We start from the raw sequence: 18,957 nt of genomic DNA on the forward strand, positions 1-18,957 counted from the left end.
CATAACCCGGCAATGGTATGAAAGCTGGCGCCCTGCCGTCGCTAATAGAATAGCCGAATAGCCCAGCCGCGATAGGTTTGCATTGATGCACATCCGACATTGGCCGGTTTGCTAAGCGTTCTAGAGTGTCTGCTTGTCCCATGACCCTTAATTACATCGGTGTCAGTGCGGCGTATTGTATGAAAAAGACAGTAGGTAAATTTTCAGGGCTTCGTGACAAAAAAACCGCCGCGTCCCGCCAGGAAATTTCTGACGAAGCTCTCCTCAGACGGTATTCCGAAATGAGGCATGCGTTCTATCTCGCTTAGAAAACCGTCTTGAGATGTCGGTGTTGGGGAAGGCGCACACGCAATTGTTCCGCTAAAAAGACCAGCAGCAGGGGCAGTTGTTTCTTCGGGCGACACCCGGTCCGTCATATTTTCCATTAATTGCCGCGTAGATTGCGCTTGTAAGAATGTATTGTATGAAATCGCCATATCGGGTCTTCGCGATGCTTGCCTATATGTCTTGACCGTTATAGAGGGCCGCAACACAAGATTTCGAAAAAGCGAGACGTTCCATGAAAATCAGCGGTGTAGATATCCGTCCCGGCAACATATTGGATTATGAAAATGGCCTGTGGAAGGTCGCAAAGATTCAGCATACCCAGCCCGGCAAAGGCGGCGCTTACATGCAGGTTGAGATGAAGAATCTGGTTGATGGCCGCAAGACCAATGTGCGTTTCCGCAGTGCCGATACGGTGGAAAAGGTTCGTCTAGATACCAAGACGTTTCAGTATCTGTTTGCGGACGATGACATGCTGACCTTCATGGACAAAGAGAATTACGAGCAGATTACATTGCCCGCGGATTTGCTGGGCGATGCGGTTGAATTTTTGCAAGATGGTATGGATGTGCAGCTTGAGCTTTACGAAGAAAAGCCGATATCTGTCCAATTGCCCGACCAGATTGAGGCAGAAATTGTTGAGGCCGATGCGGTTGTCAAAGGCCAGACGGCTTCGTCAAGTTATAAGCCAGCTGTTCTCGACAATGGTGTTCGCGTTATGGTGCCGCCTTTTATCTCGGCCGGTACGAAGATCATTGTGGATGTTTATGCCCGGGAATATGTCGGCAAAGTCTCATAAGCGCTCGGATATGGTAATAACCCTCTCTCCTTAAGGGGAGAGGGTTGGGAGAGGGGCAGTCTCTCCGACAGATTTAACTCGAAATAGGCCAGAGAGTTGGACTCCCCCCTCTCCCCGGCCCTCTCCCCTGAAGAGGAGAGGGAGATCATAATGCCAGCACATTCCGCCCTGATCACCGTTATGGAGCGCGCCGCGCGCAAGGCGGGGTCACGCCTGCGCCGCGACTTTGGTGAAGTCGAACATCTTCAGGTCTCCAAAAAAGGCCCGGCTGATTTCGTTTCCAAGGCTGACATGCGGTCCGAGAGAACATTGTACGATGAACTGATGAAAGTCCGTCCAGGCTGGGGCTTTGTGCTCGAAGAAGGCGGCATGATCGAGGGCGAAGAAGGTAAACCGCGCTGGATTGTCGATCCGCTGGATGGCACCACCAATTTTCTGCACGGAATCCCGCATTTTGCAATATCCATTGCTGTGCAGGAACGATCCTATGACGGACAGGGTTGGGGCAAAATCACCAGCGGTTTGATCTACGAGCCGGTTTCCGACCAGACATGGTGGGCGGAAATGGACAAGGGCGCCTATCTTGGTGACAAGCGTTTACGCGTATCTGCCCGCCGGGATTTGTCCGAAGCGCTTATCGCGACCGGCATTCCTTTCAAGGGCCATGGTGATTTGGCTGAATGGTCCCGTATCTTTGGTTCGATCGCACCGCAGGTCGCAGGTATCCGCCGTAATGGCGCTGCTTCGCTTGATCTCGCATGGTTGGCCGCTGGCCGCTATGATGGTTTTTGGGAAGCGGACCTGCAGGTTTGGGATGTCGCAGCTGGTATCTTGATGGTCAGAGAAGCTGGCGGTTTTGTAAGTGACTATACCGGCGGCGATCAGCCAATTGGACAGCGTGAAATATTGGCGGCAAACGAAGCGCTTCATAGTAAGTTGCACAAAATTCTGGCAAGGTCGCTGCTTTAAGCTTGTAAACAGCCATGAATAGGGCGAATTCGAGCCATTTGGCCCTTGCAGCATGGCCAGCCTATCCCTAAAAGCGGCCCTGAATTCTAGCGAAACGAGTCTTTTGTGGTCGATCTATCCGAATATGCGCCGATACTGCTTTTTCTGGCAGTAGCTCTTAGTCTGTCCGCCCTGTTTGTTTTTCTGCCCATGGGTGTATCGCGATTGACCGGAACACATAGTCCAGACGCTGAAAAGCTCTCCGAATATGAATGCGGTTTTCCGGCTTTTGAGGACTCACGCAGCCAGTTTGATGTACGCTTTTATCTGGTCGCCATCCTTTTTATCATTTTTGATCTGGAAGCAGCCTTCTTGTTTCCTTGGGCCGTATCTCTTGATCAAATCGGCTGGACAGGCTGGTCGTCGATGATGATCTTCCTGGTCATTCTGACGGTTGGATTTATTTACGAATGGAAAATGGGAGCGCTCGATTGGGAGTAGAATCTACCAGCAACGTGATTTTGAATGCTGATGGTACGCCAATGGCGCCGAATACGCAGCCAGATGAAGCGTTTTTCAAAGACCTGAATTCGGAAGTGAATGACAAGGGCTTTCTTGTCACGTCCACCGAAGATCTGTTCCAATGGGCGCGCACAGGCTCGCTCTGGTGGATGACCTTTGGTCTGGCTTGCTGTGCGGTCGAAATGATCCACGTCAACATGCCGCGTTATGATATGGAGCGTTTTGGTGCCGCGCCGCGTGCTAGTCCGCGGCAGTCCGATGTGATGATCGTCGCAGGGACATTGTGCAACAAAATGGCACCGGCGCTGCGCAAAGTTTATGATCAAATGTCTGAACCGAAATATGTGATTTCCATGGGCAGCTGCGCCAATGGTGGCGGCTATTATCATTACAGCTATTCCGTGGTACGCGGTTGCGACCGGATTGTTCCGGTTGATATTTATGTGCCAGGATGCCCGCCGACAGCCGAAGCGCTGCTCTATGGTGTGATGCAGTTGCAGCGGAAAATCCGTCGCATCGGGACGTTAGAGCGTTAATATGGCGAACGGGGCTCCCACAATTTCCAGCAACGAGGGTGTTGCTGTGGCACTAGCCAAATCATTGGGCGCGGCTGTGCTTGATACGGTCGAGGCGTATGATGAGATCAGCTTTACCGTTGATCGTAAAAAACTACCCGCTGTGATGGATAAGCTGCGAACCAAGCACGAATATCAGCAACTGGTCGAGATCGCCGGCGTTGATTATCCGGAGCGGCCAGAGCGGTTTGAGGTTTGTTACCATCTGCTTAGCCTGACCAAAAACCACCGTATTCGTGTTAAAGTAACAACCGACGAAGATACGCCAGTTCCAACGGTTACCCATATTTGGGAAGTGGCGGGCTGGCTGGAGCGCGAAGTGTTCGACATGTATGGTGTGTTGTTCGATGGCAATACCGATCTGCGCCGGATTTTGACGGATTATGGTTTTCAAGGGCATCCGTTCCGTAAGGATTTTCCGCTCACTGGCTATGTCGAAATGCGCTATTCCGAAGAAGCCAAGCGAGTGGTTTACGAGCCGGTTAAATTAGCCCAGGATTTCCGCAGCTTCGACTTTATGTCACCTTGGGAAGGTGCGGATTATATCTTGCCCGGCGATGAAAAAGGCGGCGAAAAGTCAGCCGATGGTGACGAGAAGGGAGCCAAGAAATAATGGCTGATTATCTCGACGAAATGGACGGTCTCGCTGACGCAGCAGATCCTACAGTTGGTGATCTGGAAATCCAGAATTACACGATTAACTTTGGTCCGCAGCATCCTGCAGCGCACGGCGTTTTGCGGCTGGTGATGGAGCTTGACGGGGAGATTGTCGAACGGCTTGATCCACATGTTGGCTTGCTCCACCGCGGCACCGAAAAGCTGATCGAACATAAGACCTATTTGCAGGCTTTGCCTTATTTTGACCGGCTGGATTATTGTTCACCACTGGCGATGGAACATAGCTATGTTCTGGCGATTGAGAAGCTACTGGACCTCGAAGTGCCGTTGCGCGGCCAATATCTGCGCGTTTTGTTTGCGGAACTGACGCGTATCTGCAACCATATGCTCAATATCGGCGCCCATGTCATGGATGTTGGTGCGATGACGCCCAATATCTGGGTGTTTGAAATTCGCGAGCAGTGCCTGGCCTTTTTCGAGCGCGCCAGCGGCGCCCGCATGCACAGCGCCTGGTTTCGGCCCGGCGGTGTGCATCAGGATGTGCCGCTGAAATTGCTGACCGATATGGCTGATTGGCTGGACGAGTTCCCATCCTTTTTCGAAGATGCAATGAGCCTTGTCATCGATAACCGTATTTTCAAACAGCGTAATGTCGATATCGCAACGGTTTCCAAAGAAGACGCTGTGCGCTGGGGCTTTTCCGGTCCGATGATCCGCGGCAGCGGTATTGCTTGGGATCTGCGTAAGTCTCAGCCTTATGATGTCTACGACCGGATGGAATTTGACGTACCCGTTGGTACGCGCGGCGATTGCTATGACCGGTTCATGGTGCGGGTTGAGGAAGTGCGGCAGTCCGCACGGATCATGCGTCAATGCCTGAACGAAATGCCGGATGGTCCTGTGGCCAGCACTGACCGTAAGGTGGTTCCGCCCAAGCGCGGTGAGATGAAGCAGTCGATGGAAGCGCTGATTCATCACTTTAAGCTTTATACAGAGGGCTTCCACGTTCCCGCTGGCGAAGTCTATGTCGCGACCGAAAGTCCCAAAGGCGAATTTGGCGTTTATCTGGTCAGCGATGGGAGCAATAAGCCATACCGTTGCAAGATCCGTCCTACCGCCTTCTCGCATCTGCAGGCGATGGATTTCATGTCCAAGGGTCATATGCTGGCCGATGCCACGGCCATTTTGGGCGCAATGGATATTGTGTTCGGGGAGTGTGATCGTTGATCGGGCGCGAGATATTCATTTTTATCGCGGCATTTGCGGTGTTCGCGTCTGCCGTGGCTGCTTACATGGCCGCGTTCCATGGTGTGGTCAGTCTGAAGGAAGTGCTGTCCAATGCTTTTGCAGCCGTGGTTGGGTTGTACGGGGGCCGTTTTCTTGAACGGAAATTGAGCCGTGGTTGATGCTCCCGACACATCGAAACGGTGGCGGCTCGGTTTAGGCGCAACGGTCTTTGTGATCGTCGCGATCATGTTGCTTTGGGAATTGTGGCAGCCGGCAAATATGATGTGGAACATCATATTGCTTACCCTGACGGTGGGAATCACCGTCGCGGGGTTCTCGCTGAACATATATTTTTCAAAGCATTGGGACGAAATTGGGGAAGCGCGTTTTGATACGCGAAACAAAAGTGATTTAGATGGCTGAAGCTCCAACTATACCTGATGAACTTGAAGTGCGCGCCAAATGGGGCGATTTCAAATTCACGCCAGCGAACGAAAAACTCGCCAAATGGCAGATTGCGAAATATCCGGAAGGTCGCCAGAAATCGGCGGTTATGGCTTTGCTGGATCTGGCTCAGCGCCAGGTTGGTGCCGATACGGACACGCAAGGCTGGTTGCCCGTTCCAGTGATTGAATATGTCGCGGCCTATTTGGACATGCCCTATATGCGCGCCTATGAAGTCGCGACCTTTTACACCATGTATAATCTCGTGCCGGTTGGCCGTTTCCATGTACAGGTTTGCGGCACCACGCCATGTATGTTGCGCGGCAGCGACGACGTGATGGCAGCCTGCAAGAACAAGGGCATAGCCAAGGGAAAGACCACACCGGACGGTCTGTTCACGCTGACCGAAGTCGAGTGCATGGGCAATTGCTCCAACGCGCCGATGGTCCAGATTAACGACGATAATTACGAAGATCTCGATTACGATATCATGACGCGGATTCTGGAAGACCTGGCCGATGGCAAAGAAATTCCGGTTGGTTCGCAAATTGGTCGCAAGACCAGTGAGCCAAAAGATGGTCCGATTGTCTTGAAAGAAATGGTCAAGGCCAATCACGACTATCGGAAGGAGTGGTGATGTTTGACGTTGAGAAACATCCGATAAGAGTTGGCTTGCTTTGGGCATTTTTCATGTGTGCCGTGATGATTCCTTACAAGCTGTTTTCTGGGGATCTTGAAGTGTCTGCCAGCCGTTTGATATTTGGTTACATTGCGCTGGCTGTTCCTGCTGGAATAATATTTGGCTATTCTCAGCGGTTCTTTGAAAGAAGGAAACAGAAGCAATGATCTTCGACGGATATGCAGGATGGGTTGCGCTGGCGGTTGTTGCCATTGCGGTTGCAGGTGGTCTTTGGGGCCGCAGGAGTAAGAAATAATGGCTTTTGACTTTCTCCAGGACAAAGACCGGATCTTTACCAATGTCTATGGCTTTCAGTCATGGGACCTGAAAGCTGCGCAAAAGCGTGGTGACTGGGACAATACTGCTGACATCATCATGCGCGGTAATGACAAGATTATTAACGAGATGAAGGAAAGCGGCCTGCGCGGTCGTGGTGGTGCGGGTTTTCCAACTGGTTTGAAATGGTCCTTCATGCCGAAAGAGTCTCCTGATGGGCGGCCAAGCTTTCTGGTCATCAACGCTGATGAGTCCGAGCCCGGTTCTTGTAAAGACCGCGAAATCCTGCGCAACGATCCGCACAAGCTGATCGAAGGCGCTTTAATCGCTGGTTTCGCGATGCGGGCGCGGGCCGCCTATATCTATATTCGCGGCGAATATATCATGGAAGCCAAGGTCATGGAGGCGGCCGTCAAGGAAGCCTATGATGCGGGCCTGATCGGCAAGAACGCGGCCAAATCCGGCTATGATTTTGACGTCTTCGTGCACCGCGGCGCGGGCGCTTATATCTGCGGCGAAGAAACCGCGATGATCGAAAGCCTGGAAGGCAAAAAAGGTCAGCCGCGCCTGAAGCCGCCATTTCCTGCCGGTGCTGGGCTCTATGGTTGCCCGACAACTGTCAACAATGTTGAGTCCATCGCGGTGGTGCCAACTATCCTACGCCGTGGTGCCAGCTGGTTTGCTGGCTTTGGCCGCGAAAATAACCATGGCACGAAATTATTTCAGGTTTCCGGCCATGTCGAAAAGCCGGCTGTGTTTGAAGAAGCCATGTCGGTTCCGTTCAAGGATATGATTGAGAAGCACTGCGGCGGGATTACCGGCGGATGGGACAATCTGCTGGCGGTTATTCCTGGCGGCTCTTCGGTGCCTTTGGTACCAGCCGAACAAATCATGGACGCGCCGATGGATTTTGACGGGCTCAAGGATTTGGGCTCCGGTCTTGGTACGGCAGCGGTCATCGTGATGGACAAGTCGACCGACATCGTCCGCGCCATTTCACGGCTCAGCTATTTCTACAAACATGAAAGCTGCGGCCAATGTACACCGTGCCGTGAAGGCACAGGCTGGATGTGGCGCGTTATGGAACGCCTGCGCGACGGTGACGCGACGATTGAAGAAATCGATACGCTGCATGAAGTGACCAAGCAGGTCGAAGGCCACACGATCTGTGCGCTTGGTGATGCTGCGGCGTGGCCGATTCAGGGCTTGATCCGTCATTTCCGTCCGGAGATGGAGCGGCGCATTCGGGAGAATGGCGCACAGCCAGAAGTGATGGAGGCGGCAGAGTGAACTATTATCTTACACTTCGTCACCCTGAACTTGTTTCAGGGTCTATTTCTAATCTTGAAACAGGTTCTGCGAAGGCACAATGGATGCTGAAACAAGTTCAGCATGACGAAGGTTTGGATGTGATAGATGCCTAAAGTAACCGTAGACGGCATCGAACTCGAAGTGCCACAGGGCGCAACCGTGCTGCAGGCGGCTGAGCTTGCCGGCAAGGAAATTCCGCGTTTCTGTTATCATGAGCGTCTGAGCATCGCCGGCAATTGCCGCATGTGCTTGGTTGAGGTGAAGCCGGGACCGCCGAAGCCGCAGGCGAGCTGTGCGCTGCCCGCTGCCGAGGGACAGGAAATCCGCACCGATAGTGAAATGGTCAAGAAAGCGCGTGAAGGGGTGATGGAATTTCTTCTCATCAACCATCCGCTGGATTGTCCGATTTGTGACCAGGGCGGCGAGTGCGACTTGCAGGATCAGGCCATGGCCTATGGCAAGGGCGGATCTCGCTATGACGAGAATAAGCGCGCGGTGACCGAGAAATATATGGGGCCGGTGGTCAAGACGATCATGACCCGCTGTATTCATTGCACCCGCTGTGTTCGCTTTGCTGAAGAAGTCGCTGGCGTGGAAGAAATCGGCGCCATTGGCCGCGGCGAGGGGATGGAGATCACCTCTTATCTCGAAGGCGCGGTGCATAGTGAGCTGAGCGGCAATGTTGTTGATCTTTGCCCCGTTGGCGCGCTGACCAGCAAGCCTTATGCGTTTGAGGCCCGTCCTTGGGAACTGACCAAGACTTTGGGCATTGACGTGATGGACGGCGTTGGCACCAACATCCGCATCGACAGCCGCGGCCGCGAAGTGCTGCGTGCCTTGCCGCGCGTCAATGATGATGTGAACGAGGAATGGGCGACCGACAAGACGCGTCACGCCATTGATGGATTGATGAAGCGCCGCCTCGACAAGCCTTATATCCGGCAAAATGGCACATTGATGCCCGCGAGCTGGAGCGAAGCATTTGAAGCCATTGCGGCGGTCAAAGCAGGCAGTTCGGTAGCCGCCATCGCCGGTGATCTGGTTGATTGCGAAACCATGTACGCGACCAAGCGGCTTTTGAAATCCATGCGGTCTGATATGCTGGAAGGCCGCCAGACCGGCCTCTCTTATGACGTATCCAATCTGGCGGCGGTCAATTTTAACACGACCATAGCGGGTATCGAAAATGCCGACGTGATCGTATTGGTTTCGACCAATCCACGCTGGGAAGCCTCGCTCGTTAATACGCGCATCCGCAAGGCGGTGCGCAAGGGCGGAGCGAAAGTCTTTGGCATTGGACCAGAGGCGGATCAGACCTATCCGGTGGAATGGCTGGGTGACGATATGGGCTTGCTTGCCAAGCTTCCCACAGCCGCTGCAGACGCACTGAAAAATGCCGAGAAACCGGCGCTTATCCTGGGCGGCGGCGCATTGAGTATAGACGGCGCGCATGGCGCAGCCTTAAAACTGGCCACGAAATACAAGCTGGTCCGTGATGACTGGAATGGCTTCAACGTGCTGCATATCGGCGCTTCGCGTACCGGCGGGTTGGTGCTCGGCTATGCTTATGATGGCGGGATCAAGGCCATTGCCGCGAAAAAGCCGAAACTGCTCTTTTCGCTCGGTGCCGATGAAATGGATTATGCGCCGTTTGATAAGAGCTTCAAAGTCTATATCGGCCATCATGGCGATGCCGGTGCCCATGCGGCGGACGTGATCTTGCCAGCGGCGGCTTATACCGAGAAAAACGGTACTTATGTCAATCTGGAAGGACGTGTGCAGCGCTCCAACAAAGCGATATTTGCTCCTGGCGATGCCCGCGAAGACTGGAGCATCCTGCGGGCCTTGTCCGATGTGATGGGCAAAACATTGCCATTTGACAGTTTTGAAGAGCTGCGCAGCAAAATGTTCAAGGACCATCCGGAATTCGCCGAAGAGGGTTTGGTATCATTCGATTGGGCACCACCAACGGGATTGCCAGACAAACCAACAGGGCAGGGCGTCCACCCGATCAAGGATTTCTACCTCACCAACAGCATCGCCCGCGCGAGTGCGACGATGCAGCGCTGTTCGGCTGAATTACTGCATGGAGAAGATATGCTGGAGGCGGCGGAATGACCGAATATCTCCAATCCACTTTTCTGGGCCCTGAGATTGGCTGGTTTGTTGCGACACTGGCTCTGATCCTCCTCATCGCGCTTCCGCTTATGCTGGCTGTGGCGATGATCATCTACGTCGATCGCAAGATTATTGCCGCCGTGGCGCTGCGCCGCGGCCCCAACGTGGTCGGCCCGTTCGGCTTGCTGCAAAGTTTCGCAGATGGCTTGAAAGTGTTCCTGCAGGAAACGATCATCCCGTCGGGAGCCAATAAAGGCCTGTTCCTGCTGGCGCCGATCATCACCTTTACCGTGGCTTTGCTGGCGTGGGCGGTCATTCCGTTTAGCGAGGAAATGGTCCTCGCAAATATCAATATCGGCGTGCTGTACATTCTCGCGATCAGTTCGCTAGGTGTTTATGGCGTGGTGATTTCCGGTTGGGCGAGTAACTCCAAATATCCGTTTTTCTCGGCCATGCGCGCGGCGGCTCAGATGATCTCTTATGAGGTTTCCATCGGCTTCATACTGATTTCGGTGGTATTGTTCGCCGGTACTTTCAATCTCAACGAAATTATCAAGGCGCAGGAAGGCCATATCTTTGGATTTGTGAACGCTTACGGGGTTAATCCGCTGCTCTTTCCAATGGCGGTGATGTTCCTGATCAGCTCGATGGCGGAAACGGCGCGTGCGCCTTTCGATCTCACTGAAGCAGAAAGCGAACTCGTCGCGGGTTATCAGACCGAATATTCCTCCATGTCCTTCGCGCTGTTCTGGCTCGGCGAATATGCCAACATCCTGCTGATGTGTGCGCTGAATGTCATTCTTTTCTGGGGCGGATGGTTGCCACCGGTGGATTGGGAACCGCTTTATGCTGTGCCCGGTATCATCTGGTTGTTCCTGAAGATGTTCCTGATCTTCTTCATTTTCAGTTGGGCATGGGCCACAGTACCGCGTTACCGTTATGATCAACTTATGCGACTGGGTTGGAAAGTGTTTCTGCCGATCAGCATATTCTGGGTATTTCTGGTCAGCGGATATGTCATGATCGATAAATTTGGGTGGCCACTATGAGCATTGCACAATATATCAAAGCCTTCACGCTTTATGAAATCGTTCTGGCGCATGCCCTGACGCTGAAATATTTCTTCAAGCGGAAGAAAACGATCAACTATCCCTATGAGAAAAACCCGATTTCACCGCGGTTTCGTGGGGAGCATGTGCTGCGCCGTTATCCCAATGGGGAAGAACGCTGCATCGCCTGTAAGCTGTGTGAAGCGGTATGCCCCGCGCAAGCAATTACGATCGAAGCGGAACCACGCGAAGATGGCAGTCGCCGGACCACGCGCTATGATATTGATATGACCAAGTGCATTTACTGCGGTTTCTGTCAGGAAGCCTGTCCGGTAGATGCGGTTGTCGAAGGGCCGAATTTTGAATATTCGACCGAGACACGTGAAGAATTAATCTACGACAAAGCAAAACTGCTCGAAAATGGTGACAAATGGGAGCGAGCCATCGCATCCAACCTTGCCGCCGACGCGCCCTATCGTTAAGGCGCTGACACGACTCAAAGGGGGGTCAGGGAAACCGTAAACATGCAAATATTTGCTTTCTATCTATTCGCATCCATTGTCATCGCCAGCGGCGCGTTTTGCATTTTTGCGCGTAATCCTGTGCATAGTGTTTTATGGCTGATTTTGGCGTTTTTTAACGCGGCGGGCCTGATGTTGCTGGTTGGTGCCGAATTTATCGCTGCCCTCTTGGTCATAGTTTATGTTGGCGCAGTGGCGGTCTTGTTTCTGTTCGTCGTTATGATGCTAGACATCGACTTTGCGGAATTACGGGCCGGTTTCATGAAAAACCTACCTTTGGGACTGCTATTGGCTCTGGTCTTGCTCGCCGAGATTATTTTTGGAGTGGGTGCATGGACCGCTGGCGGTATGGGCGAAGCCAATGCGGTCGTAGGACCTCCAGCCGGCGGGCCTTCCAACATCGAAGCCTTGGGCGCTTTACTGTACACAAAATATATCTTTCTGTTTGAAGCCGCGGGGATGATCCTGCTGGTCGCCATGGTCGGTGCCATTGTTCTAACCAATCGCAAACGCGGCGGCGTCCGGATCCAGAACATCCGTGATCAGGTCACAAGGCGTCCAGAAGACGCAACACGCAACGAGCAGCCTGAAGTCGGCAAGGGGGTCGAACTATGATCGGCATAGAGCATTATCTGGTGGTCAGTTCCATCCTGTTCGTGATGGGCATGCTGGGCATTTTTCTGAACCGAAAAAATATCATCATCATCCTGATGGCGATTGAGCTGATCCTGCTCTCGGTGAATTTGAACCTGGTCGCTTTCAGTGCCTTTCTGGGCGATATGACCGGGCAGATTTTTGCAATGTTCGTTCTTACGGTTGCTGCGGGTGAGGCCGCTATCGGGCTTGCCATATTGGTTATCTATTTCCGTCAGCGCGGCACGATCGCCGTTGATGATGTCAACCGGATGAAGGGTTAGGGATGTTGAAATTCCGAAACGGCGCTCACCCTGAGCTCGTCGAAGGGTGTTCTTCGCGGTGTCAGGCAATGCTTCGACAGGCTCAGCATGAGCGCGGCGGTGTAAGTAAATGACTTCTATTCATTTCATAGTTTTCCTGCCCTTGCTGGCAGCAATAGTCGCAGGCTTTGGCAATCGTATGATTGGCAATGTTCCGGCGAAATTTATTACGACCGCCGCGTTGTTCGCATCCTGCGCTCTGAGCTGGCCGATATTTATCGACTATATCATGTTGTCCCGCGCCGCCGAAGTGGTGCCGGTTCTGACATGGGTACAGTCGGGCGATCTCAACTTTGAATGGTCGCTGCGGGTTGATGCGCTGACCGCTGTGATGCTGGTTGTCGTGACCACGGTTTCGGCTCTGGTTCACTTGTATAGCTGGGGCTATATGGATGAAGACCCTGATCAACCGCGCTTTTTTGCCTATTTGTCGCTATTTACCTTCGCGATGTTGATGCTGGTGACAGCCGATAATCTGGTTCAGATGTTCTTCGGTTGGGAAGGGGTTGGCCTTGCGTCCTATCTGCTCATCGGCTTCTGGTTCAAGAAGCCGACGGCCAGCGCGGCGGCTATCAAAGCCTTTGTTGTGAACCGGGTCGGTGATCTTGGGTTCATGCTGGGCATATTCGGAACTTTTCTTGTGTTCGGCACTGTGTCTATTCCTGAAATTCTGGAAGCGGCACCAGCCATGGCAGGCTCGACAATCACGTTTGCCGGTATGCGGCTTGATACGATGACGATCCTCTGTTTGCTGCTGTTTATCGGAGCGATGGGCAAGTCGGCGCAATTGGGTCTACACACCTGGCTACCGGACGCGATGGAAGGGCCGACACCTGTTTCGGCACTGATCCATGCAGCGACGATGGTTACAGCAGGTGTCTTCATGGTTTGCCGTCTGTCACCAATGTTCGAAACCAGTGATGTGGCTTTGACAGTCGTTACCGTCGTTGGCGCCGCTACCGCAATTTTTGCAGCAACGATTGGCCTTGTGCAGACTGATATTAAGCGCGTGATTGCTTATTCCACCTGCTCACAGCTGGGCTATATGTTCTTCGCCGCAGGTGTTGGCGCCTATAGCGCCGCGATGTTCCATCTGTTCACCCACGCTTTCTTCAAAGCCCTTTTGTTCCTTGGCGCGGGCTCGGTAATTCACGCCATGCATCATGAGCAGGACATGCGTTATTACGGCGGCCTGCGGAAAGAAATTCCGCTGACTTTCTGGGCAATGATGGCAGGGACGCTGGCGATTACTGGCGTTGGCATTGTTGGACTTGGCGGGTTTGCCGGTTTTTATTCCAAGGATGCAATCATTGAGGCAGCCTTTGCGAGTGGCACCAGCGCTGGGCAATTCGCTTTTGCCATAGGTGTGCTGGCGGCTTTGTTGACCAGCTTCTACAGCTGGCGTCTGATGTTCTTGACCTTCTGGGGCACACCGCGCTGGATTCAATCCGAGCATATTCAGCACAGCGTTCACAAAACACCGGAAACGGCCGAAGACTCAACCGGCGGTTATCACCCTCATGAAAGTCCATTCTCTATGCTGATCCCGCTGGGCGTGCTTGGTTTTGGCGCGATCGCGGCAGGCTTTCTGTTCCACAACCAGTTTATCGATGCGACAGAAGGCTTCCGTTTCTGGGCTGGCAGTTTGGCGTTTGACCGTCATTTAATGCATGAAATTCATGAAGTACCGCTGTGGGTGAAACTGGCCTCGACTGTGGCCATGCTCATTGGTCTTACCACAGCATATCTGATGTACTTCCGTGGGAAAGATCGTCCAGCGCGTCTCGCCGCGACCTTCCAGCCGGTGTATAATTTCTTCTTCAACAAATGGTATTTTGACGAGCTTTATGACCTGATCTTTGTACGTCCAGCTTTCTGGTTTGGACGGCTGTTCTGGAAAACCGGCGATGAAGGCACGATTGATCGCTTCGGTCCCAATGGTGTCGCGGCGGTTGTGGCGAGCGGTGCAGGTGTCGCGAAGAAATTCCAAACCGGATATCTTTATAGCTATGCGCTGATCATGCTGCTCGGTTTGGCAGCTGCTGTGACCTGGCTTATCGTGCGGGGAGCGAACTGATGAACCAGCTTGATTTCCCGATCCTGTCGCTGATGATGGGCCTACCGATGCTGGCCGCAATCATTTGTTTGTTTGTTGGCGCAAAGGCCGCACGCTGGCTCGCCTTGATTACGACATTGGTGTTATTTGCTCTAGGTGTGGTTTTGTGGGCTAATTACGACATTGGTGGTCCGCAATGGCAATATGTCGAGCGGGTAGAGATGTTCGGCAACTTTGCCTGGGCGCTGGGTATAGATGGCATTTCGATGATGCTGATCATGCTCACAGTGTTCCTGATGCCAATTTGTATCGGCGCGAGTTGGGAGAGCGTGAAGACACGTGTCGGAGAATATATGGCGGCCTTCCTGTTCATGGAAGTGCTGATGATCGGTGTGTTTGCGGCGCAGGATATCTTCCTGTTCTACATCCTCTTCGAAGCTGGCCTGATCCCGATGTACCTGATCATTGGTATCTGGGGCGGCACTAACCGGATTTACGCCAGTTACAAATTCTTCCTCTACACTTTGCTCGGCTCGGTTGTGATGTTGATCGCAATGCTGTGGATGGTGCAGGACGCGGGTACGAGCGATATTCCAACGCTGCTCAACTATGATTTCGCGCCTGAGGCCCAGACCTGGCTCTGGCTGGCCTTTTTCGCCAGCTTTGCGGTTAAAATGCCGATGTGGCCGGTCCATACCTGGCTGCCCGATGCGCACGTTCAGGCACCGACGGCAGGGTCCGTAATCCTGGCAGGTGTGCTGTTGAAAATGGGCGGTTATGGGTTCCTGCGTTTCTCCATCCCGATGTTCCCGGAAGCGTCAGAGCAATTTATCTGGTTGATCTTTGGACTGTCGATGGTCGCAGTAATCTACACATCCCTGGTTGCGTTGGTGCAGCAGGATATGAAGAAGCTGATCGCCTATTCGTCCGTTGCGCACATGGCGATTGTGACACTCGGGCTGTTCGCTTTTAACCGACAGGGTATTGAGGGCGCGATCATTGTTATGCTCAGCCACGGCTTGGTGTCCGGCGCGCTCTTCCTCTGCGTTGGCGTGATATATGATCGTCTGCACACCAGAGAAATTGACCGTTATGGCGGTCTTTCGATCAACATGCCGAAATATGCCGTCCTGTTCATGCTGTTCACAATGGCATCCATTGGCCTTCCCGGTACAAGTGGCTTCGTCGGCGAATTTCTCTCGCTAGTGGGCCTCTACAAGGTGAACAGCTGGGTCACATTGGTGGCGACGACCGGTATCATTCTCGGTGCCGGTTATATGCTCTATCTCTATCGCCGGGTCGCTTTTGGCGAGCTGGTCCATGAAGACGTTAAGGCGATGCCGGATTTATCCGCTCGTGAAATGGCATTGCTGGCGCCAATCGCTGCTGCCGTCATGTGGATGGGTGTCTATCCGGAAAGTTTCATGGCACCGATACGCGGAGATGTCGGGGCGCTCGTTGCCCGGATCGATCGTGCCGCGCCAGAGGGAGATGCACATTTGAAAATGGGTGAAGCTAAAGCGGCTACAAAGGCCCATGAGACCGAGACCGGTCACGGGGAGTCGCACTGATGGATTACAGACTTTCACTCATATTTACGCTGCCTGAGATCATCCTGACGGTCAGCAGTCTGATTTTGCTGCTGGTTGCGGCTTTTGGCGGCGTTAAATCGGCGCGTTTGGTTACAATCCTCTCCGTGGTGGCGCTATTTGGTGCGTCGGCCTATGCGTTGGAATTTCTGACAAACCCTTCCTTCGAATTTGGTGGGGACGCGTTTTACGGGCTTTATCGCATGGACGGGTTTGGAAGCTTTGCGAAACTGCTCATATATTTTGCTGCGATAATCTCGCTGATGGTCGCTCCGCGCTTTTTCAAAGATAGCGGTGCCTATCGCCCCGAATATCCCGTGCTGATCCTGTTCGCGACGATTGGTATGGGCCTGATGGTGTCGGCTGTTGACCTCATGACGCTGTATATCGGTCTCGAACTCAACAGCCTGTCCGCCTATGTTTTGGCAAGCTTTATTCGCAACGATGTCCGTTCTTCCGAGGCGGGCTTGAAATATTTCGTGCTCGGCGCTTTGGCGAGCGGCATGCTGCTCTTTGGCATGTCACTGGTATATGGGTTCGCAGGATCGACTAGCTTCTCGGTGATTAGCGATACGCTTACCGGCGATCTTTCAACCGGGCCGCTAATCGGCGTGGTTTTGGTCCTGGCTGGTCTGGCGTTTAAAATCAGCGCCGTACCATTTCATATGTGGACGCCGGATGTTTATGAAGGCGCGCCGACACCGGTTACGGCCTTTTTCGCCAGCGCACCCAAGGTTGCCGCAATAGCACTGACCGTTCGGGTGATAATCGATGCTTTTGGAAGCCAGACATCAACATGGCAGCAGATCATTGTCTTTGTGGCCTTGGCATCGATAGTACTTGGTGCGGTTGCGGCTATTGGCCAACAGAATATAAAGCGTCTGCTGGCCTATAGTTCGATCAACAATGTTGGTTTTCTGCTTATCGGCTTAGCCGCTGGCACCGAGCAAGGCGTTTCCGCGATGCTGTTCTACCTTGTTATCTATCTCGCGATGACGCTTGGTAGTTTTATCTGCGTGATGGAAATGCGGGATGCCGATGGGAAGCCACTGGAATCTCTGTCCAGTCTGGCAGGACTGTCACAAACCCGTCCTGGCCTGGCGGCTGCATTTGCGGTGTTCATGTTCTCGCTGGCTGGTATTCCGCCGCTTTTCGGTTTCTGGGGCAAGTTCCTTGTCTTTGATGCAGCCGTTGCTGCGGGCATGTTGCCGCTGGCCGTTATCGGCATTGCCGCCTCGGTAATTGGTGCTTTTTATTATATCAAGGTCGTCAAAATCATCTATTTCGATGATCCTGCTGGAGAAATTGTTCGGACCGGTCACAAGACCGAAAACAGCTTGATAGCGTTAATGGCAATAGCCGTCTCGCCGCTCGGCTATCTCGCCATTCCCTTGTTGGCACCGGTAACGGCCACAGCGGCTCAGGCTTTATTCTGACCATCCGTATAGAAACGGTAGCCGAGACCGCATCCACCAATGCGGATATGAAAGCGCGTGCCCGAGATGGTGCGGAAGAAGGGCTCTGGCTTCGCGCTGAAAAGCAAAGCGGCGGGATCGGGCGATTGGGCCGCAGATGGGAAAGTCCAAAAGGTAATCTTTATTGCAGCACAATAGTGAGCTGTCGTCATGAATATCCAGCCCCTTCAACTTTATCCTTTGTCACCGCTCTCGCAGTGCACAAAGCGATTGGTGCGCATCTTTCTCATAAGGAAATCTGGTTGAAATGGCCCAATGATATACTGGTTTCCGGCTTGAAAATCTGCGGTATCTTGTTGGAACGTTCGGGCGATGCGGTAATCGTCGGCATCGGCGTAAACGTGGCAATAGCGCCCGAAATTGACGGCCGTATTGTCACCAGCCTCCACAAAGAAGGAAGCAAGTCAGATCTGACGGCAGCAGCGTTTTTGGAGACTTTGGCACAATGTTTTGCCGATATGCTGGATTTATGGCGCGTATCGGGTCTTGAAGCGATTTTAAGCGCATGGCAGCAGCGAGCCCATCCACTGGGAACACGCTTGTCGACCAGCGGTGTGAATGGAGAGCGTCTGGACGGAGAATATGCAGGCCTTTCTGATGATGGCGCACTACGCTTGAGAAAGCCTGACGGAACGCTTATCGAGATACATGCCGGCGATGTCGATGTCGGATAGAAAAAGAGGTCAAAAATGCTACTCGCTATAGATGCCGGCAATACCAATGTCGTATTTGCCCTCTTTGATGGCTCTGAAATCAAGGCCCGTTGGCGTATCGCGACCGATCCGCGCCGCACCGCCGACGAATATGTTGTGTGGCTGCGTCAGTTGTTGGAATTGAACGATCTGGGTTTAAATGCTGTAGATGCCGTGATTATCGGCACTGTGGTTCCGCGTGCCTTGCATAATTTGACTGTCTTAGCCGAGAAATATTTTGGTGTCACACCCTTGGTGGCTGGTCGCGGAGACGCGGAATGGGGCGTTGCGCTGGATGTAGCGCAACCGGATACGGTTGGTGCGGACCGGGTGTTGAACATCATTGCAGCGCATGAAACCTACAAGCAGGATATCGTAATTATCGATTTCGGTACGGCTACAACTTTTGATGTCGCAGACTATGACGGTGCTTATAAAGGTGGTGTCATCGCGCCAGGCATCAATCTGTCGCTTGATGCGTTGGTCGGCAAAACTGCGCAATTGCCGCGTATTGCGCTAGAGGCACCTGATGATGACAATGTCATTGGACGCACGACCGAAAGCCAAATGTTGATTGGTATCTTCTGGGGCTATGTCGGGATGATTGAGGGACTCGTCAAACGCACCAAAGTACAAATAGGCCGGCCCACCAAAGTTATCGCAACCGGCGGACTTTCCGTGCTATTTGATGAACATACGGACGTATTTGATCATCTTGAGTCTGACCTTACCCTGCGCGGATTGTTAATCCTCTACCAGAGAGCAACCAACACCTAAT

The 18,957-nt window shown here is 53.0% G+C and carries 21 protein-coding genes and 1 pseudogene; 21 read left to right on the plus strand and 1 reads right to left on the minus strand.

Going from position 1 to position 18,957, the window contains the following annotated elements; genetic code table 11:
* Positions 1 to 203 precede the first annotated feature (203 nt).
* Positions 204 to 425, minus strand: coding sequence for a hypothetical protein (locus tag J4G78_RS00095; protein ID WP_207987876.1), 222 nt, complete (start codon positions 423 to 425; stop codon positions 204 to 206).
* Positions 426 to 559: 134 nt separating this feature from the next.
* Here J4G78_RS00095 and efp point away from each other — a divergent pair, with 134 nt between their 5' ends.
* The 21 genes and pseudogenes from efp (at position 560) to J4G78_RS00200 (ending at position 18,956) form a co-directional block, all read left to right on the plus strand.
* Positions 560 to 1,123 (plus strand): elongation factor P, encoded by a 564-nt coding sequence (gene efp, locus J4G78_RS00100; RefSeq protein ID WP_207987877.1) that lies wholly within the window; start codon positions 560 to 562, stop codon positions 1,121 to 1,123.
* Positions 1,124 to 1,273: 150 nt separating this feature from the next.
* On the plus strand, positions 1,274 to 2,092 hold the full coding sequence (locus J4G78_RS00105) for an inositol monophosphatase family protein (protein ID WP_207987878.1): 819 nt from the start codon (positions 1,274 to 1,276) through the stop codon (positions 2,090 to 2,092).
* Between the two features lie 105 nt (positions 2,093 to 2,197).
* Entirely contained in the window at positions 2,198 to 2,572 is a 375-nt protein-coding gene (locus J4G78_RS00110; RefSeq protein ID WP_207987879.1) for an NADH-quinone oxidoreductase subunit A, read from the plus strand.
* 41 nt (positions 2,573 to 2,613) lie between these two features.
* On the plus strand, positions 2,614 to 3,129 hold the full coding sequence (locus J4G78_RS00115; RefSeq protein ID WP_108812719.1) for a NuoB/complex I 20 kDa subunit family protein: 516 nt from the start codon (positions 2,614 to 2,616) through the stop codon (positions 3,127 to 3,129).
* Position 3,130: 1 nt separating this feature from the next.
* Positions 3,131 to 3,751, plus strand: a pseudogene (locus J4G78_RS00120) (NADH-quinone oxidoreductase subunit C); the annotation flags it as partial.
* A gap of 29 nt (positions 3,752 to 3,780) precedes the next feature.
* Positions 3,781 to 5,013 carry an NADH-quinone oxidoreductase subunit D gene (locus tag J4G78_RS00125; protein WP_207987881.1) on the plus strand — a complete coding sequence of 411 codons (1,233 nt, stop codon included), beginning with the start codon at positions 3,781 to 3,783 and terminating at the stop codon, positions 5,011 to 5,013.
* Positions 5,010 to 5,192, plus strand: a complete 183-nt coding sequence (locus tag J4G78_RS00130; RefSeq protein WP_207987882.1) for a hypothetical protein — start codon at positions 5,010 to 5,012, stop codon at positions 5,190 to 5,192. The genes J4G78_RS00125 and J4G78_RS00130 overlap by 4 nt, the downstream gene beginning before the upstream one ends.
* Entirely contained in the window at positions 5,185 to 5,436 is a 252-nt protein-coding gene (locus J4G78_RS00135; RefSeq protein WP_207987883.1) for a hypothetical protein, read from the plus strand. Before J4G78_RS00130 ends, J4G78_RS00135 begins: the two co-directional genes overlap by 8 nt.
* Positions 5,429 to 6,094, plus strand: coding sequence for a complex I 24 kDa subunit family protein (locus J4G78_RS00140; protein WP_207987884.1), 666 nt, complete (start codon positions 5,429 to 5,431; stop codon positions 6,092 to 6,094). The genes J4G78_RS00135 and J4G78_RS00140 overlap by 8 nt, the downstream gene beginning before the upstream one ends.
* Complete coding sequence (locus J4G78_RS00145; RefSeq protein ID WP_207987885.1) at positions 6,094 to 6,303, plus strand: hypothetical protein; 210 nt, start codon at positions 6,094 to 6,096, stop codon at positions 6,301 to 6,303. Before J4G78_RS00140 ends, J4G78_RS00145 begins: the two co-directional genes overlap by 1 nt.
* Before the next feature lie 88 nt (positions 6,304 to 6,391).
* Positions 6,392 to 7,702 carry an NADH-quinone oxidoreductase subunit NuoF gene (gene nuoF, locus J4G78_RS00150; RefSeq protein ID WP_207987886.1) on the plus strand — a complete coding sequence of 437 codons (1,311 nt, stop codon included), beginning with the start codon at positions 6,392 to 6,394 and terminating at the stop codon, positions 7,700 to 7,702.
* A gap of 126 nt (positions 7,703 to 7,828) precedes the next feature.
* Complete coding sequence (nuoG, locus tag J4G78_RS00155; RefSeq protein WP_207987887.1) at positions 7,829 to 9,841, plus strand: NADH-quinone oxidoreductase subunit NuoG; 2,013 nt, start codon at positions 7,829 to 7,831, stop codon at positions 9,839 to 9,841.
* Entirely contained in the window at positions 9,838 to 10,890 is a 1,053-nt protein-coding gene (gene nuoH / locus J4G78_RS00160; RefSeq protein ID WP_207987888.1) for an NADH-quinone oxidoreductase subunit NuoH, read from the plus strand. Before nuoG ends, nuoH begins: the two co-directional genes overlap by 4 nt.
* A complete protein-coding gene (gene nuoI, locus J4G78_RS00165; RefSeq protein ID WP_207987889.1) occupies positions 10,887 to 11,372 on the plus strand; it encodes an NADH-quinone oxidoreductase subunit NuoI in 486 nt (161 codons plus the stop codon). Before nuoH ends, nuoI begins: the two co-directional genes overlap by 4 nt.
* Before the next feature lie 42 nt (positions 11,373 to 11,414).
* Positions 11,415 to 12,026 carry an NADH-quinone oxidoreductase subunit J gene (locus J4G78_RS00170; RefSeq protein ID WP_207987890.1) on the plus strand — a complete coding sequence of 204 codons (612 nt, stop codon included), beginning with the start codon at positions 11,415 to 11,417 and terminating at the stop codon, positions 12,024 to 12,026.
* Positions 12,023 to 12,328 carry an NADH-quinone oxidoreductase subunit NuoK gene (gene nuoK / locus J4G78_RS00175; protein ID WP_108809875.1) on the plus strand — a complete coding sequence of 102 codons (306 nt, stop codon included), beginning with the start codon at positions 12,023 to 12,025 and terminating at the stop codon, positions 12,326 to 12,328. The genes J4G78_RS00170 and nuoK overlap by 4 nt, the downstream gene beginning before the upstream one ends.
* A gap of 109 nt (positions 12,329 to 12,437) precedes the next feature.
* Positions 12,438 to 14,444: an NADH-quinone oxidoreductase subunit L gene (nuoL, locus tag J4G78_RS00180; protein ID WP_207987891.1), complete on the plus strand. Its 2,007-nt coding sequence runs from the start codon at positions 12,438 to 12,440 to the stop codon at positions 14,442 to 14,444.
* A complete protein-coding gene (locus J4G78_RS00185; protein WP_207987892.1) occupies positions 14,444 to 15,994 on the plus strand; it encodes an NADH-quinone oxidoreductase subunit M in 1,551 nt (516 codons plus the stop codon). The genes nuoL and J4G78_RS00185 overlap by 1 nt, the downstream gene beginning before the upstream one ends.
* The gene (gene nuoN / locus J4G78_RS00190) at positions 15,994 to 17,448 is read left to right on the plus strand and encodes an NADH-quinone oxidoreductase subunit NuoN (protein ID WP_207987893.1); all 1,455 of its coding nucleotides are present in this window, start codon (positions 15,994 to 15,996) and stop codon (positions 17,446 to 17,448) included. Before J4G78_RS00185 ends, nuoN begins: the two co-directional genes overlap by 1 nt.
* A gap of 47 nt (positions 17,449 to 17,495) precedes the next feature.
* Complete coding sequence (locus J4G78_RS00195; RefSeq protein ID WP_243457163.1) at positions 17,496 to 18,161, plus strand: biotin--[acetyl-CoA-carboxylase] ligase; 666 nt, start codon at positions 17,496 to 17,498, stop codon at positions 18,159 to 18,161.
* A 15-nt stretch (positions 18,162 to 18,176) separates the two neighbouring features.
* Positions 18,177 to 18,956 carry a type III pantothenate kinase gene (locus J4G78_RS00200; protein ID WP_207987894.1) on the plus strand — a complete coding sequence of 260 codons (780 nt, stop codon included), beginning with the start codon at positions 18,177 to 18,179 and terminating at the stop codon, positions 18,954 to 18,956.
* Position 18,957: the final 1 nt, after the last annotated feature.

The sequence above is a fragment of the Parasphingorhabdus cellanae genome (assembly GCF_017498565.1).
GTDB classification, from domain to species: domain Bacteria; phylum Pseudomonadota; class Alphaproteobacteria; order Sphingomonadales; family Sphingomonadaceae; genus Parasphingorhabdus; species Parasphingorhabdus cellanae.

What these genes read in the sequence shown, in the direction of transcription:
- J4G78_RS00095 (WP_207987876.1), bottom strand. Translation starts at nt 425, where the DNA reads ATGGAAAATATGACGGACCGGGTGTCGCCCGAAGAAACAACTGCCCCT.
- efp (WP_207987877.1), top strand. Translation starts at nt 560, where the DNA reads ATGAAAATCAGCGGTGTAGATATCCGTCCCGGCAACATATTGGATTAT.
- J4G78_RS00105 (WP_207987878.1), top strand. Translation starts at nt 1,274, where the DNA reads ATGCCAGCACATTCCGCCCTGATCACCGTTATGGAGCGCGCCGCGCGC.
- J4G78_RS00115 (WP_108812719.1), top strand. Translation starts at nt 2,614, where the DNA reads ATGGCGCCGAATACGCAGCCAGATGAAGCGTTTTTCAAAGACCTGAAT.
- J4G78_RS00125 (WP_207987881.1), top strand. Translation starts at nt 3,781, where the DNA reads ATGGCTGATTATCTCGACGAAATGGACGGTCTCGCTGACGCAGCAGAT.
- J4G78_RS00140 (WP_207987884.1), top strand. Translation starts at nt 5,429, where the DNA reads ATGGCTGAAGCTCCAACTATACCTGATGAACTTGAAGTGCGCGCCAAA.
- J4G78_RS00145 (WP_207987885.1), top strand. Translation starts at nt 6,094, where the DNA reads ATGTTTGACGTTGAGAAACATCCGATAAGAGTTGGCTTGCTTTGGGCA.
- nuoF (WP_207987886.1), top strand. Translation starts at nt 6,392, where the DNA reads ATGGCTTTTGACTTTCTCCAGGACAAAGACCGGATCTTTACCAATGTC.
- nuoG (WP_207987887.1), top strand. Translation starts at nt 7,829, where the DNA reads ATGCCTAAAGTAACCGTAGACGGCATCGAACTCGAAGTGCCACAGGGC.
- nuoH (WP_207987888.1), top strand. Translation starts at nt 9,838, where the DNA reads ATGACCGAATATCTCCAATCCACTTTTCTGGGCCCTGAGATTGGCTGG.
- nuoI (WP_207987889.1), top strand. Translation starts at nt 10,887, where the DNA reads ATGAGCATTGCACAATATATCAAAGCCTTCACGCTTTATGAAATCGTT.
- J4G78_RS00170 (WP_207987890.1), top strand. Translation starts at nt 11,415, where the DNA reads ATGCAAATATTTGCTTTCTATCTATTCGCATCCATTGTCATCGCCAGC.
- nuoK (WP_108809875.1), top strand. Translation starts at nt 12,023, where the DNA reads ATGATCGGCATAGAGCATTATCTGGTGGTCAGTTCCATCCTGTTCGTG.
- nuoL (WP_207987891.1), top strand. Translation starts at nt 12,438, where the DNA reads ATGACTTCTATTCATTTCATAGTTTTCCTGCCCTTGCTGGCAGCAATA.
- J4G78_RS00185 (WP_207987892.1), top strand. Translation starts at nt 14,444, where the DNA reads ATGAACCAGCTTGATTTCCCGATCCTGTCGCTGATGATGGGCCTACCG.
- nuoN (WP_207987893.1), top strand. Translation starts at nt 15,994, where the DNA reads ATGGATTACAGACTTTCACTCATATTTACGCTGCCTGAGATCATCCTG.
- J4G78_RS00195 (WP_243457163.1), top strand. Translation starts at nt 17,496, where the DNA reads ATGAAAGCGCGTGCCCGAGATGGTGCGGAAGAAGGGCTCTGGCTTCGC.
- J4G78_RS00200 (WP_207987894.1), top strand. Translation starts at nt 18,177, where the DNA reads ATGCTACTCGCTATAGATGCCGGCAATACCAATGTCGTATTTGCCCTC.